Raw genomic sequence first — 16,141 nt, 5'->3', positions numbered from 1 at the left:
CAGCTCTCCGACGGTTTTTTTAGTAAATGCAATATTCCTTATTCCTCGCTTACTTCTCTATCAGGTAATTGTGAAACATAGCTATCTGATAAGTGAAGGAGTTCTAGCGCTCGTTCGAATTCATCTTCTGTTGCTGTGAGTGGCCTAATACCATCACCAGATAATGTATAATGTTGGCCGTCATCAAACCCGCTACCTGATAAGAAGAGCTCTTCGTTATTAACGAAGGATCCCGTTGGCAAATAATAACGTTGAGGAAGGATGTTGTAAGTCGATTGATTCAATAGGTCTTGACCAAAATGAATATGATCATCAAGTGATACACCCAATAAGTTGGACACGGTAGGCATAATATCTACCTGCCCGCCTAATTGTTCTTTCACGCTTGAAGTTGTAACACCCGTTGATGAAATGATTAATGGAATGTTAATCAACTCGCGTTCCGTATATTCGTGACCAAGAATCTCTTCCAGTAAGATGTGATCATCTTCTCCAAGTGAGAAAATAGGAAGTCCTCGATGATCGCCGTACAACACGATTAAGCTATTATCCCATACACCATTTTGTTTGAGTTCATCGATAAAGAGGCCAAGCGCATAGTCAGCGTAATTTTGTGCGCGAATATAGTTTCCGACTAACGTTCCTTCGTAACGTTCTGGGAGTACCATTTTGTATTTGTCCTCTGGAATTGTGAAAGGATTATGCGCTGACATCGAGATTACATGTGAATAGAAAGGTTGATCATTCTTATCCATTCTAGCCAGTTCCGCAGCAGTTTTCTCATATAGTACTTCATCAGACGCTCCATAGAAAACGGTATCTTCTTCACCGAAGTAACTCTTGTCATAGAAACGATTAAATCCTAATGCGATGTAAAGTTCCCCACGGTTCCAAAAATCAACTTCATTTGTATGGAACGTAGCAGTATCATAACCCTGCCCTTGAAGCAGTTTTGGTAAGCTTGGAAGCTCTTTGGGAGCGTACATCTGAGTAGCTGGGCCATCAGGTGGAACATAGAACGAAGTGTTCACCATAAATTCGGCGTCAGATGTATTGCCTTGACCAACCTGCTGATAGAAACGCGGGAAATAATAACTGCTTCCTGCCAGCTGATTCATGTTAGGTGTAATTTCTTGTCCATCAATGGTGAGATTAACTAAGAAGTTTTGGAAAGACTCCATTTGAATAATAATGAGGTTCTTTCCTTTGGCCGCTCCATATAAGTTTGGTTGATCTGAAGGCTCTATCCCCTTCGTTTGATCAATAACCGCCTGTGTAATTTCAGCAACATCAATAGGCTCTTCCTCTTGATCGGCGATCAGCGCATAGGCTTCATAATTGAGAATGCCCATCTGCTCTGCTTTAACCGTTTCATTCATACTTGCCCGGTTAGGGAAAATATTTAACGAACAGATCACGACGGAAATACAGAACAAAGAGGCAACCACTTTACGATTAGTTTGCCTTGACATCGCCCTCTTCCAATCGAGCGCCTTCTGACGTTTAAACATAACATAGCTAATAATAACGATATCCAAAAAAATGAGCATGTATTGTGGATGAAGAACTGAGAAAATACTCTTCTTTACGGCTCCAACTTGCTTGACCTGATCTAAAACTTGAGAGGTAGCAATAATTCCAAAATGATTATGATATACAATTAATGAGAAAAACAAGACGGTAATCAATAAATTGACAAGCATGTAAATCGCGAGTTTTCGCTTTGTAGCGAACCATTCAATCAAGCAGAATACGAGGAGAACAAATGGAATTTCTTTCAGCCAAGTGGTCCAAGTAGGTCCGTCTTCAAATAGAAAATACCAAGCAAAATAACTTTTTGCTAGCATGATGATTGAAAAGAATAGTATGGATTTTTTGCTGAGTGTACGAGGTACTGTTAACGACATGCTTCTGCGCATCCTTTTCCATAAGATTAGTTCATTTTATTACTAGATGACTTCGAAATCAACTAGACTTGGGGATGAAATAAAGTATCTTACGTGACTTTTTCCAGAGTTTTCTGAAAACGTTCAATTTATCAGAATATTTGCAAAAGGAGTCTCAGAGGATCATGAGGAATATAATTACACATCAATAGTATTACAAGAATGAAGAGGTGATGTTGATGAGAGACTCTATGAAATTATCTAAGTCACAATTATCGGCACTTGAGTACATTACTTTGTACGCTAAAGGTCGTAACGAAGAAGCAGAACGAACCATTCAGGAAGTTCTATACATGTCAAATATTTCAGGGGAGACCTATGAATCTGCCATTATTAAGTTGAAGTCAAACGCTAGGATCGCCTTACATTTTCATCCAGATAGATTAGATTCGAATATGAAGAGCGTTGCTGAAGGATTGCTAGAACAAGGGATGTATAAGAGTCAATTTGAAACATTAATATCTAATGGCAGTGTATCGGCGTATCCAGGTGGTGCACGTGACCTGTGGGAGAAGAGGATGTTTGGCGGAGCATATGACTTGGAAAGTATAATGAACCAACGTCCCAAGTACGGAGCGCTCCATTTGATGTTACATCCTGATGGCCCAGCTCCAAGCTTTGGGTCATGCTATTTTCTTTTAAAAACTGGAGTATCATCTCGCTCTACTTATACTTATCTGGACTCCCATCTAGAACCAAAGGAAAAAGGAACTTATGCTGAATTTAGTGATATACTAGCCGCACTGCTGAGCGATGCCTTTACAAGAGATTGCACTCTTGGCGAAAAGAATCTAACACCGCGGAGATTAATTGATCATTTACTGAATCAGCTTGATAGACCCATCTCTGATCCTTCAACTGTAATGCCTGTTCGCACGTTTAACCAATACATTGAAGCCCAGGTTCATGGTGATATTTCTCTTAAAGAAGATGTGGAAGTACTTGTTGCGGATCCTTCATTCAAGGGTACACATGTTGGGCGATTATTAGAACAAATATGCTCACAGTATTCAATTGATCTTTATTGGCATAGGGGATCCAGGTTGAGGGTAGACGAAGTTCCGGATGATTTCAGGGGGCCATCGATGCCTTCCTTGGCGAAACGTATTGCACAATCAGATTATATCGATGCAAGCATTATTGGGGCAGCAGCAGTGGATTTAAAACGAAACCCAGAATCTTGGAGTGATCGTGGAACATCTAAAGACACGCTTCAAGAACTAAAGCTCTTGTGGCATGTTGTAGTTAAATATGGAAAACCCCAGTTAGGAGAATGATTATGATAGTTCTAGAGAATAAAGACTATTACAAAGCGATAGAGCCGTTAAGTTATGTGGGTATTAATACGTTATTTGCTGAAGCGGTAGTTGAGCAACGCATTCTGGGTAAGATTTATGTTGATTCTGTCCAGGAACCAACAGCCTTTTATGTGGCACACCCTTATGGGATGTCGTTGTTATTCGGTAATTCTGACAATGAACAGTTTAATCGTGATCTATATGAATATATTAATAATCAAGAATCAAATATCCGCAAATCAGAATGGTTGCAGGTAGATCCGGCAGGAACTTGGGCTGACAAAATAGATTCCATGACGACTCAATTAAACGAACAGCAGATCATCATGAAAAATACCAGAGTCAATTTTAGTTTTAATCTAGAAACTTATCACCAAATGAAGGAACAGTTACGTCATCATGATCATGAAATCATTCAAATGACGAAGGACATGTTTTTGTCCCAAACGGGTGGAGTGATTCCTAGGTATTTTTGGCGGGATGTCGATCAGTTCCTTGCGGTAGGTATGGGTTATAGCTTGGTATGCGAAGGTGAAATCGCATCTACTGCATTTTCTGCTTTTCGGAATGAACATCAATTGGAGATCGGAATTGAGACTGCAGAAGCACATTATGGGAAGGGTTACGCGTTATCTGTATGTTCAGCCCTAATCGAATATTGCCTAGATCATCAATTGGAGCCGGTTTGGGCATGTCGATTGGATAATGAGGGTTCCTACAAACCGGCTCAAAGACTTGGTTTCGAACCAACACTAAACATTCCCTATTATCGTCTAGAATGCAGGGGAAGCATTGATTCTAACTAGTAAATTCGGGTTAAAATAGAGCATAATAAATCCGACAGAATATTAGGTGGGTGTAATGATGAGAAGTGAAGATCAAATTAAAAGCAAAATTAATGAGCTACAGATGACAATGAACAAGATGAAGACAGCAGATAATCAAGAAGTAGTAGATCAACTTCAGATAAGAATAGAAATGCTAGAATGGGTTCTGAACGCACCAACTGCGAAATATCACGTGTAATTCATTTTTACAACAACAATCCCTCCAACGTTATCGCTGGAGGGATTATTCTATTTTCATATCTCCTGAAAGTTTTAAATGCAACTGTTCTCTTTATATCTGATTCTTATTTCTTGATAGGTACTGCTGGTACTGCATTATCGGTATCCGCTGTGGAAGCTTCGTGTTCAACAATTTGCTCTTTGTATTCCTTCAGAAGTTGGTTAAGCGCTGACTTGATCATGATCCAATCTTTGGATTCTACAGCTTCTGCAAGTTCAATTTGAGCTTTGATCAAAGAAGAGAGCTGGCTGGGCACTGAACTTATAGCGGTAGCTTGTATAGTAATAGCATCACCTGTGGTTTCAGAAGCAGTTACTACTAATGAGGCTTTAATATTTTCTGCTTCAATAGCTTCCAGAGCTGATCCTTCTACTAGAGGTGTATCATTAACAGAAGGTGTGATTACAATAGACTTGTTCAAAGGAATTGCCACAATGTCTTTGTCTAGTGAAACGGCGGCAGTAGAAGCAACTAATTTCAAATCAGAAGCGAAGAATTCACCTTGTGTAACAAGCTTCTTATATTTATCCAAGGTTGACTCCCAATCGCTAACTGTTTCTGGGGCGTATTTTTTCGCTAATTCTAGTGGATCATTAAGGTTGAGACTCATCATTTTAGTTGTAGCGACTGTATCCAATTTAGTTACTTGACTAGAGATGATTTCTCTCGATTTTTGTCCTGTCTCAGCATTGGCAACAACAGGGGCTCCGATAGCTGACAGTAATAGGGCGGACATAGCAACGTGCTTGAATATCAGATTGTGCTTCATAACGTAACACTCCTTGTAATTTGGTTTGTCTTACAGTTATCAATTTACAGAATAGGTGTGGCACAATATTGGTGGATTTGTGGAAAAACAATGGCAATACACTTTCAGTGCGATCACCTTTGGTATAATCACTAAAGAGAAAACACAGGAGGTACGCTTGATGAACAAAGATTATCTCATCGCTGTCGTGGATGATGACGAGAATATACGCAATTTGATTGAAGCCTATTTGCATAAGGAGAATTACCGGACCGTAGGTTTGGCTAATGCAGAAGAAGCTTGGACATTATGGAGAACAAATCCCCCGAGTATGTGGGTTATGGATATTATGCTACCTGGAATGGACGGGTATGAATTGTGTAGACGTATCCGAAATGAAGCGGAGGTACCGATTATTATGATTTCCGCCAAAGATAATGAGGTGGATAAAATACTCGGTCTGGAACTGGGCAGTGACGATTACTTAGTCAAACCGTTCAGCCCTCGTGAACTTGTGGCTCGCATTAAACGACAACTGGAGCGATGGAGTAAAGTAAACAATCCCGAAGAAAAGGTAGTTGTAAGTGAAGCTTCGCCTACTCAGATTGACATTGGAGAACTTCAGCTCATGCTTGAGCAGAGACGCGTTATTTGGTACGGGGAAGAAGTGGATCTGACGAGTAAAGAATTTTTGATGCTGAAAGTGCTTGCTGAACATCCGAACCGTGCTTTTACAAGGGACGAGCTTCTGACATCTGTCTGGGGCGAGGATTATTTCGGCAGCGACCGCGCTGTTGATCATTTGATTAAACGGATGCGTAAAAAAATAGAACGTCTACCTGTCGAGTCGGTGTGGGGGCATGGTTATCGAATGAGATCAGTTAAGGGGGAGTCATCCAATGAAACTCACACACCAAATTAACCTTGCCTTCGGTTTGTCGCTGGCTTTGATACTTTCCATTACGGGTGTAATTATCCATTACGTGCTACTTGACCATTTCATTGGTACGCAGAAGGAAGACATGAAAACATTGGGAGCAGCAATGTCAGCCACATTAATAGAGACCAATTCCACCCCATCAAGTATAGGTGAAACTGTGGAAATGCAGTCTTCTTTGATCCCTGTTGCATATGCGGGTATTGAAGCAATCGTTTCGGATGAGCAAGGAAATATTGTTTCGGGAACATTGCCAGTAAGCGATGCGATCTCAATTGAGGCGATACCCCTGCAAGGTTCGATAACCGCTTCTACCAGTCTGCAGAGTATTTGGGACGGCAATGATAGCCAATATCTTGTAGAGGTAAAATCAATACCGCAAGGGAAGCTCACGTTATTTACACCGATGAGCAAGATTAAATCTATTGAGCGGGCGCTGCTAGGTCGACTGATTCTTGTGTTTGTCGCAGTCGGAGCTATTATGTTCCTTCTCAGCTTGTTTATTACTAAGAAACTAATTCAACCGTTAATGAACTTAAGAGAAGAGTTAAAGAAAGTAAAGGATCGACAGTTTACTGATGTGAAGTTGATTCAAGCCAGCGGAGAAATAGGAGCCGTTGCGCAAACCGTATTTGAAATGGCGGACGAACTCAACAAGTTCAATCTGGTGCAGAAGCAATTTTTTCAGAATGCGTCACATGAACTAAAGACTCCGCTAATGTCGATCTCGGGATATGCAGAAGGAATTAGGGACGGAATTTTCGAAGGAGAGAACATTCGCAAGGGATTAGATATTATATTAAATGAAAGTGGTAGATTAGGAAAAATCGTAACTGAAATGACGTTACTTGCGAAACTGGACAGTGAAGAGGATATTTTCCAGCCCACTAGGGTGCGTCTAAAGGATCTGTTGACGGAAACGGTTGAACGCGTTAATCCAATGTTGGTGAAAAAGGGACTTAGCCTACACATCAACTGCCCGCAAGACGAAGAGTTGATTATTATGGCAGACAAAGATAAGATACTGCAAGCATTATTGAATGTAGTAACTAATGCCGCAAGATACGCGAATGAACATATTTATGTCACCGCAAGTATTGATAATGGGCGTACTAAATTAACCGTATCGGATGATGGGCCGGGTATTCCGGAGGAAATACTTACTACTCTGTTCCACCGATTTGTCAAAGGCAAGGATGGTGAGTCTGGACTTGGACTCGCCATCGCCCGGGCAATTGTTGAGCGTTGTGGGGGCCTGATTCAGGCAGATAACCGTAAGGAAGGTGGAGCCGTAATTTCATTTGGCTTCCCTGTTGTATGTCATAAGTGACTCAGTGAGTTTTATTATAAAGAGAAAAGGACATTTCCGGTAATGGGGCCGGGAATGTCCTTTTTTTGCCTACATGAATAATGATTTTATCGCGAGCACAACGGATCCAATCATGACGAGAACTCCGCCTACCTTACACATGAAATAATAAAAGTCGCTTGGCTCAGCATCATTCACCCAAATCCAGCGTAGCGAGAGAAGAAACTGGAAGTTTTGAAATTTCTCATATCGGAATCCACACCAACCGTAAATTAGGAGGAAGAAAGATAAGATAAAGAAGGGAAGACTACCTTGTTTAGTATGGTACTCAGGATAAGCAGCGACAACGAGTTCGCTAGGATAGTATTCCTCGTCGCCTTCTTGGAGAATCCTTTCACCGTTAACGTATAAAGATATCTCTGGGACGTATTCCTTCTTTTCGTCATAAGCCATAAAAAATCCGGATTGATCAACAACTTCATATGTATGTCCACTTGGGTAACTTACCTCAAATGTATTGCCGGCTACACTTTTATAATTAAGAATAGAATATTCCTCATTATTGATCGACACTTTCCTGTTCTGGTCATTGATACTGACTTCGACGGACGGGGCATCTGATCTGGCGTGGTATTTTACCATATTATTATGTGCATTCTCTTGTTTGTACTTATGTTGGTTTATATAAAATATGGATTCAGAGAAATAAGTATTGGCTAAAATAGTAATGAGAACTGTCGAAATTATGATACAGAGTATGATTAACACAATGCTAATTTTGTTTCTTTTGGATAACTCCAAATTTACAATAGCGGTTCATCCTTTCGACTGTAGTATAGTTTATACGCTAAACGCAGGGGGATAGTTGCATACAATTCTACCCTGCACCACCAACCACTACATGTTATGATTAGCGTGCTGGGATGAGTCGACTTTTCAAAACTTTCGTGGAGGGATCAAATTGTCTAGACTGTTAATTGTGATGGGGCAAATATTCATGGTGTCTGGAGTTGTATTGGGTATTGTGCTCGGGATTCTAGTCGATGGGTTTCATTGGATACCTACCTTATCATGGTGGATCAGTGGGGCTATTTCGGGTATCTTATTTATTGCCCTTGGGATGATGCTGGAGTTGCTAGAAGAAAACAATGAGTTCCTGAGAGAAATACTACATAGAACAAACGTTGAAACGCCAACACCCCCGATGACAAAATCACGGGGAAATTCCAAATCGTCTTTGAGTTCACTAAGTGGGTATAAAATGAGCTCGCACGAGTAAACAAGCAAATGACCGTTCTGGTGATCAGCCAGGCGGTCATTTTCATAGGTATCTATTAACAGGGTTAAGATACTTCAATATTGTACGAAGTAATTTCTTTGATTTTTGCATTTTTTGCTGAACTGCTGAAAATATATACATCACAAAAAGCGTAACTTAGGTTCTCAAATCTTAAAATACCGTGAGCTGCACCCGTGTTACCGTGCGTTAAGATGTTAGTGATCTCGAGTTCTATAGCCCCTATATTGTTCATTTGCTTCAGCTCTTCGGCAAAATTAGATCTCCCTTGGATAACTTTATCACCGATGAGATTCCATTTCACATTATCCGTGATATTCTCGAGGATAAAGCCTATATCGTTTCTAGCAAAGGCTATGTTGAAATCCTTAAGTAATTGTTTCTTTGGTGCGTTTCCACAATCTTCAGCACATATGATTTGAATTTCTCTTATGTCGGACTTATTATGATCCATATTTCCCACGCCCCTTTTATTATAGAAATCCTAGGTCGTTTCATTTTAGCATAGGATCAAAATAATAAACAAAACGATATCCCCGCCAGTATTCTGGAGAGGGACATCGTTATGTCTGGATAGCTATTAAGATTAGGAGTTCAGGCGTTTGAGATTCTCATTGGCAATACTGAGCAATGCCGAATATAGTGGCTGTACATTGAATTTCTTCCCGAATTCAAACTTGTAGGCAGCAGTCTGTAAATTGTTGCTCTTGTGATAGGGTGAGGTAATGTAGTGAAGGGTGACTTCACAATCATCGAAGCCGGTGCCTCCCGTTTCCATAGCAACCTCATAAATCGAGTTAAGGTGGATTGATGCAACACGAGTCTTTTTCCCAGTAACTCCTTGGTGGTCAATTAGAATTAATCTGTCATCCGTAATTATGAACGCGTCGCGGATCAGTTTGAAGCCCATGTGAATTTGTTCATCGGGCATAAGATAAGCCCCGTAGTGGCTCTTTAATTCGGGAATGGACACTTCTGAATAATTTCCCATCAAGCCGCTAAACAAGTTAGCCATCGTTTTCCCTCCTGATTGTAATATCACCCTAATGTTCAATTTACTTTTGGTACTACTCATTTGATATTCTTTGAAAGTAAGGATTATTCGGCTTTTTTTATGTTCTTTATCTAGTAAGCGAGTTCCTAAAAAAAAGACTATTATACGGGTGGATTTGTCGGATTCCATTCTTTGAATTTAGTAATAAACTATATCAACCTTTGAAAAGGAGTGATATATTTGGCAAACAGTGATGTACGTCTTACACTTTGGTCCGGCAACAATTTTTCAGTTCGAAGAATCATTTTTAGACGTGGAGGAGTTGCGGTTCGTGATCTGGGAGCGTTTCGGTTTAACAACGTTCTCTCGAGTTTCCGACTCAGAAATGTGGTTCAAAGCTCTGAAGTAACGCTAGTACTTTTTTCGGGAATTAACTTTCAGGGAACATTCCGTGTATTCCGTGGGAGCCAAAGCGTGGCGAACTTGAGTAATTTTAACTTCAACAATGTCACATCTTCGTTCATTTTGGTAGGCCGCAATCTTACGAATAATGAAATTTCCCAAATTCAAAGCAGTGGTAGACCGCCACGGGACATCCTCGTCATAAGACAATAATGCTTGCTAGAAGGTGCCATGGAGATAGTTATTTAAGTCTCAGTATTGTGGAATATGTAATCTGAGATGGTAGGATCGAATGAACAACTAAAATAGCAACTCGTTCCTCGTCAGAGGGGTGAGTTGCTTTTTCTCTATTAACCATGTGTAGCTGATGAGGTTACAAAGAAGGAATGTAAAATTTTGTATTGACCTCATTGGTGATACAGTACATAATAAAACTGAACATCGTTCAGAACGTCATTCAGTTTGTGGGAGGGGTTTGTGATTAAGAAGTCTGACGAGGCTAAGCAAGCGATTATTAGAGCCACCACAGATTTGATCATGCAGAGTAACGGAAATATGGATGAAATCACTACAAGGATGATCGCAGAAAAGGCCGGTGTTGGTGTTGGGTTAATTAACTACCACTTTCAGACCAAAGATAACCTGGTTGAAGTGTGTGTACAGAAAATTATTGATGATGTAACAGACAACTTCAGACCCCAGCTGAATTCAAACTTAAATACTAACGAACGCTTGAAAAGTGTGGTGAAAATGGTAGCGGATTTCTTAATGGGAAATCAAGCATTGTCCAGAATTTCAATTTTGGCCGATCAAGCTCGTCCCGCTGTAAATGACAATACAATGAAGACGATAAAAGGTCTTACTGCAGTCATAGTAAATAGTGATGGTGTTCTCAGAAAGAGTGATAAATTTTCGGCATTTGCTCTAACATCAGTACTTCAGTCTGCTTTTTTGAGGAAAGACATGACTACAGAGATTTGTGGGTATGATTTCAACATGAAAGAGCAACGTGATTCGTTTATTGATCTGATGGTGGACAAACTATTTGGGAGTGGTGATACAAATGAATAGAAAACTAGGGCTATATTCATCTGCTGTAGCTGCACTATGTATCATCCTATTTCTGATTGGGCTCTTCTTAAAAAATGATCTATTGAACTACAGTACTTGCCTCATTTTGAGCTGGGCCTATGTTCTGACATGCTGTTCATACGCCAGTTATGCGACAAAGGATAGAAGAGCTCTTGCTTTCGGAGGAGTGGCCATCGCCGTGATTTATTCTGTTTTTACAAATTTGGTTTACTATACTCAGCTAACTACGGTGGCTTATGCAACAGCTGATCATGTTGTCCTGGATGCAATTTCGTTCACATCTGGTAGCTGGTTATTCGGGTTTGACATCATGGGGTATGGGTTGATGGGCTTATCGACATTTTTGATCGGGCTTACAATAAAGGTGGTCAATAAGAAGGATCGTATCATGAAAGCAATGATGTTAATTCACGGTGTGTTTTTTCCAATTTGTGTGCTCATGCCAATGCTTAATATTTTCAAAGCAGGTGGGGATGACAACTCGGGAATTATTGCGCTACAATTTTGGTGCCTTTATTTTATACCGATTATGATTTTGTCTGCTATACACTTTTATCGGCTGAAAGAAGAGGCTTCAGTTTGAATTGAGACAGACGTAATGCCACACTGACTCGAAGGTTAATCAGCATACAAAGGTAACTCTTACCAATCGGGGTTACCTTTTTCAGTCTTATTAACGAAATCACGTAATGTAAAAGTTGTGTACAGCAACCTTACAAATAAGTATTATAAATCTATTAAGATTGGAATATTGATCTTGGTCATGGGTAGGAGGGATTATAATCAGAACTTTAGTGATTAGCGACATACATGGCTGTTATGATGAGTTTAATGCATTGCTAAAAAATGTGGATTATAAGCCCGAGCAAGATAAACTTATATTAGTAGGGGATTATGTTGATAGAGGTTTAAAGAGCAAAGATGTAGTAAAGCAAGTGAAATCGTTAGTAGAAGAGTGGGGTGTCATCGCTCTTAGAGGCAATCATGATCAGATGATGGTGGATGCACTTGACAAGGAAAATGAAGAAGATGATGCACGGTGGATAAGAAATGGGGCTTTTCAAACCGTTGAGAGTTATAGTAATCTAGATCTTTCCGATGAAAGCTCTGGAAGGGACTTATATATAGAAGGAAAAGAATTTATTAAGAATAATTATCCCCATCATCTAGAATTTCTGAAATCGTTACCTCTGTATTATGAAACGGATCGTCATATTTTTGTGCATGCTGGAATTAATCCAGAACATGAGAATTGGAAAGAAAGTCAATCATTACGCGATTTTATTTGGATAAGAGATTCATTCTTTAATCATGCAACCAAATTAGATAAGAAAGTTGTATTCGGTCATACTCCCGCAGTTAATCTTCATGAGTCGGCAGATGTTTGGTTTAGTCCAATCGGAGACAAAATAGGCATTGATGGTGGCTGTGTGTTTGGTTATAAATTAAACTGCTTAGAGATCAGTGAAGAGGGAGATTATAAGACTTATTTTGTGAAGAAGAATGAGGAAGAAATTTCGGATCATAAATAAGGCTATAAACCATAATCAGTGCTTGCAAAGGCAGATCAGAGCGGAGAGGGCGGAATTGTCCTGAAGAAGCGGAGCGTTCGGCTAAAAGCTTTCCAGAGGAAAGCTACTTCGGAAGCATATGCTTTGCCTCCAAATTTATACCACTATAGCTATATAATCAAACAAATTTGGAGGCAACAGCGATCGTAAGGATAATCCGTCCGCGTAGCGGTCATCGATCTACACTATACATTTTTTCAATCATTGACTTTGGTGCTAAGCCATAATGATTAATGAATAATTCAATATTTCAACTACTACTAGGAGGAACACATATGGCTAAAATTTATTCACGCACATTAATTGAGAATATAAAACTTGAGATGATAAATAGATTGGGATTGAAACAGGTTTATTTTAAGGAACAAATCGGTGATGACTTGATTTTTGAAGCGACGGGGTTTGATAGAGGGACACAGCATCGGTTTTGTCTGAGATCTAAGACGGGGACGATCGATGAATTTGTTGCTGGGAAATGGATGAAAGTACGAGGTTTTACGATTAATAGCAAGTAGAATCTCAATAAAGAATATTACAATGAAAAATCCCCCGCAAAGGGGGAGAAACTATTATTGCCCGCTCGAAGAATATTCTCTTTCGACCTTACAGATCTTGACGGAGTAATTTTCGTACCATTCTTGTTTGCCTTTCTCTTGAGCAACCAGGTGCGATTGATTCTTCTTCCAGTTACTTATTGCCTCTAAGCTATCCCAATAGGAAATGGTAATGCCAGATCCTGAATCATCCCTTACACTTTCTACTCCTAAAAAGCCGGGTTGCTGGGATGCAAGTTTATCCATTTTGTCAGCCATTGTGCTATAACCTTGGTCCCCTGAAGTACGTTGACTTGAAAAAATGACTGCGTAACAAGATCTCTTTGTTCCATGTACCAATTTTTCCAAAGTGTTAATCTCCTTTTAAGTTCAAACTATGTACCTAGATTGATTATATCTCTATAACATAGGTGATTAAAGGTGAATTAAAGAATTGAATTAGAAAGTATGAATCAAGTTGACATGGAAATTAACATCACTTATTATTAGTTAGAAATCTAACGATTGCGAGGTTGCTGATGGATATGGAAAATACTCTGCAGTATCAGGTGCGTGCCATTGGTCATAAAACAAAGAACTATGCAGATAGAAAGCTAGAGGCATATGGTTTGACGTTCGAACAAGCTAAACTGCTTGAATATGTGCACCATCATGAAGAGAAGGGTGTTTCGCAGAAGGATCTAGAACGAGCATTTAATCGTAAAGGTTCTTCCATCAGTAGTATCGTATATAATCTGGAGAAGAATGGGTTTATTGAGCGAAAGACCGATGTGAAGGATGAGCGCAGAAAAATTATTAGCCTGCAAGAAAAAGGGAGAGTTCTTATCGAAGATTTTGATACTTTCTTCGCTCAAATGGAGAACGTTATGATGAAGGGATTAAGCGATGAAGACCAGGAAAAGTTATTTGCGCTGCTCAAAACGGTCAATTTAAATCTTGATGAACAAACAAATTTAATGTAATAAACTCATCTATTTCGATATTTAGTTAGATATCTAACTATATGTCGAACGATCCGGAGATTCCTTTCAAGAAAAGTTGATATCCAGTTTAAATTCAGTTTATAAAGAGCGATTATATTGTAGATGCACGAAGGAAAAGGAGGGTATTGGAAACTGATATGAGGAGTGGATGACGATCAACATGTATTCTTGTGAAATAAGTTAGATATCTAACATAATTTAGTTAGAAGTCTAATTAATAAAGCTTAGCAACAATTTATTTTTGAAAGTAGGGATAAACATGGAACAGGCCATGACTGAATCAAACGAAAATATTTATTATTTTGAAAAAGCTCCTATTCACAAAACAATTGCTCATTTTAGTATTCCCATGATTTTAGGGATGTCAGCAAGTGTCATCTATTCCCTGATAAATGCGTATTTCATCGGGTTTCTGCATAACTCTGAGATGTTAACGGCGATCACGCTCGCCTTTCCGATTATTGGGATCCTTATGTCATTTGGTAATCTGATCGGTGTAGGTGGGGGGACTTATATATCTCGGCTTTTAGGGGAGAAGGATTATAAAAGTGTGAAGCAAGTTTCTGCTTTTTCCTTCTATGGTACTCTCCTCTTAGGCATCGTTATATGTCTGGTTAGTATTCCGTTTATTAGTACCATCGTAAATGGATTAGGTGCTAGTGCGACCTCCTTTCTCTATACAAAGGATTATGTAACCATTCTGCTCATCGGAGCACCTATTATTATGATAAATTTCGCGCTGGAACAAACCGTTAGATCCGAAGGGGCAGCGAAAGTATCTATGTATGGCATGATATTAAGTGTGATTATGAATATCCTATTGGATGCGATCTTTATTTTTGGGCTTGATTGGGGGATGAAAGGAATTGCCGCCGCCACTATTATTTCTAACCTCGTAGCTGCCCTGTATTATATGCAGTTCATTCATCGTAAAAGCACATTTTTAACGTTGTCTTGGAAGGCATGTCGGGTAACTTTGGTTATGATTCGTAACATCCTAGGCGTCGGTATTCCAGTCTTTTTACTCAGTGTGTTTATGTCCATAACCGCGTTATTCTTTAACCATTTTCTCGCCATTTATGGAGATACATCTGTAGCTGCTTATGGAATATCTTCTCGGCTTATGCAAATTCCCGATTTTATCATTATGGGACTAAGTGAGGGTGTTGTCCCCGTGATTGCTTATTGTTTTACCTCAAATAAGAAACGTATGAAACAAATTATTCTGTTCACTTCAGCTGTTATTATTGTCATCGCTGCGTTGAGTAGCACGATCTTGTTCTCCATATCAAATCATTTCGTCGGGATGTTTACGATTGATCCTGAGTTGATCGCGATCGGTAGTTTCATTCTAAAAGTAACCGTCTTCTCATTATTCTTGACGGGATTCACCTTCTTAATCAGTGGTATCTTTCAGGCTACGGGACAGGGCATAGCTGCGCTCGCTATGGCTGTTGCACAGGGAAGTATCCTCATTCCAACATTGTTTGTAATGAAGCATTATTTTCAGTTCCATGGTGTAATATGGTCCTTAGTTATTGCAGATTTCATGGCCTTAACGGTCGGTAGTGTGCTCATCTACTTGTTGCGGAAAAGACTTAATGTTGCGCCAGAGATAGAAGTAGCAGAAGGATGAAATGCAGGCATACCAGCCATTTAACTAAAATAAAAACGCCCAAACAAAATTGTTCGGGCGTCGTGAATTCAAACACTCACTGTTTTATGTTGACATCTCTTGCATACCGTCAGTTTAGTGCCATTTTCCGTTAGAAGTGTATATAGTAGTTTGATGCGCTTTGTTTTACAAACAGGGCATGTTCCTCTTCCTCTGGAAGGTAATTTACTTAGTGCTTTTCCTCTATGATTTTTTGACATATAAATTAGCTCCTTCTATACAATTATTTGTGCCTACTAAGTTTATGTAGATTATTTTTTGAATAGA

The 16,141-nt window shown here is 39.5% G+C and carries 19 protein-coding genes; 13 read left to right on the top strand and 6 right to left on the bottom strand.

Annotated features, from left to right (window positions below):
* Positions 1-38: 38 nt before the first annotated feature.
* Positions 39-1,907: an LTA synthase family protein gene (locus tag EJP82_RS03695; protein ID WP_127190665.1), complete on the bottom strand. Its 1,869-nt coding sequence runs from the start codon at positions 1,905-1,907 to the stop codon at positions 39-41.
* Between the two features lie 230 nt (positions 1,908-2,137).
* Here EJP82_RS03695 and EJP82_RS03690 point away from each other — a divergent pair, with 230 nt between their 5' ends.
* From EJP82_RS03690 to EJP82_RS27885, 3 genes are read left to right on the top strand one after another with little or no spacing between them, the layout of a single operon-like run.
* Positions 2,138-3,223, top strand: a complete 1,086-nt coding sequence (locus EJP82_RS03690) for a DUF3626 domain-containing protein (RefSeq protein WP_127190780.1) — start codon at positions 2,138-2,140, stop codon at positions 3,221-3,223.
* A gap of 2 nt (positions 3,224-3,225) precedes the next feature.
* The gene (locus EJP82_RS03685; RefSeq protein WP_170220120.1) at positions 3,226-4,050 is read left to right on the top strand and encodes a GNAT family N-acetyltransferase; all 825 of its coding nucleotides are present in this window, start codon (positions 3,226-3,228) and stop codon (positions 4,048-4,050) included.
* Between the two features lie 55 nt (positions 4,051-4,105).
* On the top strand, positions 4,106-4,270 hold the full coding sequence (locus EJP82_RS27885; RefSeq protein ID WP_170220111.1) for a hypothetical protein: 165 nt from the start codon (positions 4,106-4,108) through the stop codon (positions 4,268-4,270).
* 106 nt (positions 4,271-4,376) lie between these two features.
* Here EJP82_RS27885 and EJP82_RS03680 read toward each other — a convergent pair whose 3' ends face one another.
* Positions 4,377-5,081, bottom strand: a complete 705-nt coding sequence (locus EJP82_RS03680; RefSeq protein ID WP_127190663.1) for a hypothetical protein — start codon at positions 5,079-5,081, stop codon at positions 4,377-4,379.
* A 160-nt stretch (positions 5,082-5,241) separates the two neighbouring features.
* On the opposite strand from EJP82_RS03680, the gene EJP82_RS03675 reads away from it, so the two are divergent.
* Positions 5,242-5,982: a response regulator transcription factor gene (locus EJP82_RS03675; protein ID WP_127190662.1), complete on the top strand. Its 741-nt coding sequence runs from the start codon at positions 5,242-5,244 to the stop codon at positions 5,980-5,982.
* Positions 5,960-7,327, top strand: coding sequence for a sensor histidine kinase (locus tag EJP82_RS03670; RefSeq protein WP_127190661.1), 1,368 nt, complete (start codon positions 5,960-5,962; stop codon positions 7,325-7,327). Before EJP82_RS03675 ends, EJP82_RS03670 begins: the two co-directional genes overlap by 23 nt.
* Before the next feature lie 69 nt (positions 7,328-7,396).
* On the opposite strand, the gene EJP82_RS03665 is transcribed toward EJP82_RS03670, so the two are convergent.
* On the bottom strand, positions 7,397-7,948 hold the full coding sequence (locus tag EJP82_RS03665) for a DUF6199 family natural product biosynthesis protein (protein WP_127190660.1): 552 nt from the start codon (positions 7,946-7,948) through the stop codon (positions 7,397-7,399).
* Positions 7,949-8,267: 319 nt separating this feature from the next.
* Between EJP82_RS03665 and EJP82_RS03660 the strand changes: the two genes are divergently transcribed.
* On the top strand, positions 8,268-8,585 hold the full coding sequence (locus EJP82_RS03660) for a hypothetical protein (RefSeq protein ID WP_127190659.1): 318 nt from the start codon (positions 8,268-8,270) through the stop codon (positions 8,583-8,585).
* Positions 8,586-8,649: 64 nt separating this feature from the next.
* Here EJP82_RS03660 and EJP82_RS03655 read toward each other — a convergent pair whose 3' ends face one another.
* On the bottom strand, positions 8,650-9,057 hold the full coding sequence (locus tag EJP82_RS03655; protein ID WP_127190658.1) for a nuclear transport factor 2 family protein: 408 nt from the start codon (positions 9,055-9,057) through the stop codon (positions 8,650-8,652).
* A 132-nt stretch (positions 9,058-9,189) separates the two neighbouring features.
* A complete protein-coding gene (locus tag EJP82_RS03650) occupies positions 9,190-9,618 on the bottom strand; it encodes a PH domain-containing protein (protein ID WP_127190657.1) in 429 nt (142 codons plus the stop codon).
* Positions 9,619-9,837: 219 nt separating this feature from the next.
* On the opposite strand from EJP82_RS03650, the gene EJP82_RS03645 reads away from it, so the two are divergent.
* The 5 genes from EJP82_RS03645 to EJP82_RS03625 all read left to right on the top strand — a co-directional run bounded on the left by EJP82_RS03645 (position 9,838) and on the right by EJP82_RS03625 (position 13,177).
* Positions 9,838-10,212 (top strand): hypothetical protein, encoded by a 375-nt coding sequence (locus tag EJP82_RS03645; RefSeq protein WP_127190656.1) that lies wholly within the window; start codon positions 9,838-9,840, stop codon positions 10,210-10,212.
* Between the two features lie 264 nt (positions 10,213-10,476).
* The gene (locus tag EJP82_RS03640) at positions 10,477-11,070 is read left to right on the top strand and encodes a TetR/AcrR family transcriptional regulator (protein WP_127190655.1); all 594 of its coding nucleotides are present in this window, start codon (positions 10,477-10,479) and stop codon (positions 11,068-11,070) included.
* Entirely contained in the window at positions 11,063-11,674 is a 612-nt protein-coding gene (locus EJP82_RS03635) for a hypothetical protein (RefSeq protein WP_127190654.1), read from the top strand. Before EJP82_RS03640 ends, EJP82_RS03635 begins: the two co-directional genes overlap by 8 nt.
* Before the next feature lie 211 nt (positions 11,675-11,885).
* The gene (locus EJP82_RS03630; protein WP_341189953.1) at positions 11,886-12,623 is read left to right on the top strand and encodes a metallophosphoesterase family protein; all 738 of its coding nucleotides are present in this window, start codon (positions 11,886-11,888) and stop codon (positions 12,621-12,623) included.
* A 314-nt stretch (positions 12,624-12,937) separates the two neighbouring features.
* The gene (locus EJP82_RS03625) at positions 12,938-13,177 is read left to right on the top strand and encodes a hypothetical protein (RefSeq protein WP_127190652.1); all 240 of its coding nucleotides are present in this window, start codon (positions 12,938-12,940) and stop codon (positions 13,175-13,177) included.
* A gap of 54 nt (positions 13,178-13,231) precedes the next feature.
* On the opposite strand, the gene EJP82_RS03620 is transcribed toward EJP82_RS03625, so the two are convergent.
* Complete coding sequence (locus EJP82_RS03620) at positions 13,232-13,564, bottom strand: antibiotic biosynthesis monooxygenase family protein (protein WP_425464315.1); 333 nt, start codon at positions 13,562-13,564, stop codon at positions 13,232-13,234.
* Between the two features lie 170 nt (positions 13,565-13,734).
* Here EJP82_RS03620 and EJP82_RS03615 point away from each other — a divergent pair, with 170 nt between their 5' ends.
* Positions 13,735-14,178 carry a MarR family winged helix-turn-helix transcriptional regulator gene (locus tag EJP82_RS03615; RefSeq protein ID WP_127190651.1) on the top strand — a complete coding sequence of 148 codons (444 nt, stop codon included), beginning with the start codon at positions 13,735-13,737 and terminating at the stop codon, positions 14,176-14,178.
* Positions 14,179-14,458: 280 nt separating this feature from the next.
* The gene (locus tag EJP82_RS03610; RefSeq protein ID WP_246053966.1) at positions 14,459-15,835 is read left to right on the top strand and encodes an MATE family efflux transporter; all 1,377 of its coding nucleotides are present in this window, start codon (positions 14,459-14,461) and stop codon (positions 15,833-15,835) included.
* The last annotated feature ends 306 nt before the right edge of the window (positions 15,836-16,141 follow it).

The sequence above is a fragment of the Paenibacillus anaericanus genome, from assembly GCF_003994475.1.
In the GTDB taxonomy this organism is placed as follows: domain Bacteria; phylum Bacillota; class Bacilli; order Paenibacillales; family Paenibacillaceae; genus Fontibacillus; species Fontibacillus anaericanus.
Note: the sequence above shows the minus strand (reverse complement) of the source record. Positions and strands in the feature narration are given on the sequence as shown.

What these genes read in the sequence shown, in the direction of transcription:
- EJP82_RS03695 (WP_127190665.1), bottom strand. Translation starts at nt 1,907, where the DNA reads ATGTCGTTAACAGTACCTCGTACACTCAGCAAAAAATCCATACTATTC.
- EJP82_RS03690 (WP_127190780.1), top strand. Translation starts at nt 2,138, where the DNA reads ATGAAATTATCTAAGTCACAATTATCGGCACTTGAGTACATTACTTTG.
- EJP82_RS03685 (WP_170220120.1), top strand. Translation starts at nt 3,226, where the DNA reads ATGATAGTTCTAGAGAATAAAGACTATTACAAAGCGATAGAGCCGTTA.
- EJP82_RS27885 (WP_170220111.1), top strand. Translation starts at nt 4,106, where the DNA reads ATGATGAGAAGTGAAGATCAAATTAAAAGCAAAATTAATGAGCTACAG.
- EJP82_RS03680 (WP_127190663.1), bottom strand. Translation starts at nt 5,081, where the DNA reads ATGAAGCACAATCTGATATTCAAGCACGTTGCTATGTCCGCCCTATTA.
- EJP82_RS03675 (WP_127190662.1), top strand. Translation starts at nt 5,242, where the DNA reads ATGAACAAAGATTATCTCATCGCTGTCGTGGATGATGACGAGAATATA.
- EJP82_RS03670 (WP_127190661.1), top strand. Translation starts at nt 5,960, where the DNA reads ATGAAACTCACACACCAAATTAACCTTGCCTTCGGTTTGTCGCTGGCT.
- EJP82_RS03665 (WP_127190660.1), bottom strand. Translation starts at nt 7,948, where the DNA reads ATGGTAAAATACCACGCCAGATCAGATGCCCCGTCCGTCGAAGTCAGT.
- EJP82_RS03655 (WP_127190658.1), bottom strand. Translation starts at nt 9,057, where the DNA reads ATGGATCATAATAAGTCCGACATAAGAGAAATTCAAATCATATGTGCT.
- EJP82_RS03650 (WP_127190657.1), bottom strand. Translation starts at nt 9,618, where the DNA reads ATGGCTAACTTGTTTAGCGGCTTGATGGGAAATTATTCAGAAGTGTCC.
- EJP82_RS03635 (WP_127190654.1), top strand. Translation starts at nt 11,063, where the DNA reads ATGAATAGAAAACTAGGGCTATATTCATCTGCTGTAGCTGCACTATGT.
- EJP82_RS03625 (WP_127190652.1), top strand. Translation starts at nt 12,938, where the DNA reads ATGGCTAAAATTTATTCACGCACATTAATTGAGAATATAAAACTTGAG.
- EJP82_RS03615 (WP_127190651.1), top strand. Translation starts at nt 13,735, where the DNA reads ATGGATATGGAAAATACTCTGCAGTATCAGGTGCGTGCCATTGGTCAT.
- EJP82_RS03610 (WP_246053966.1), top strand. Translation starts at nt 14,459, where the DNA reads ATGGAACAGGCCATGACTGAATCAAACGAAAATATTTATTATTTTGAA.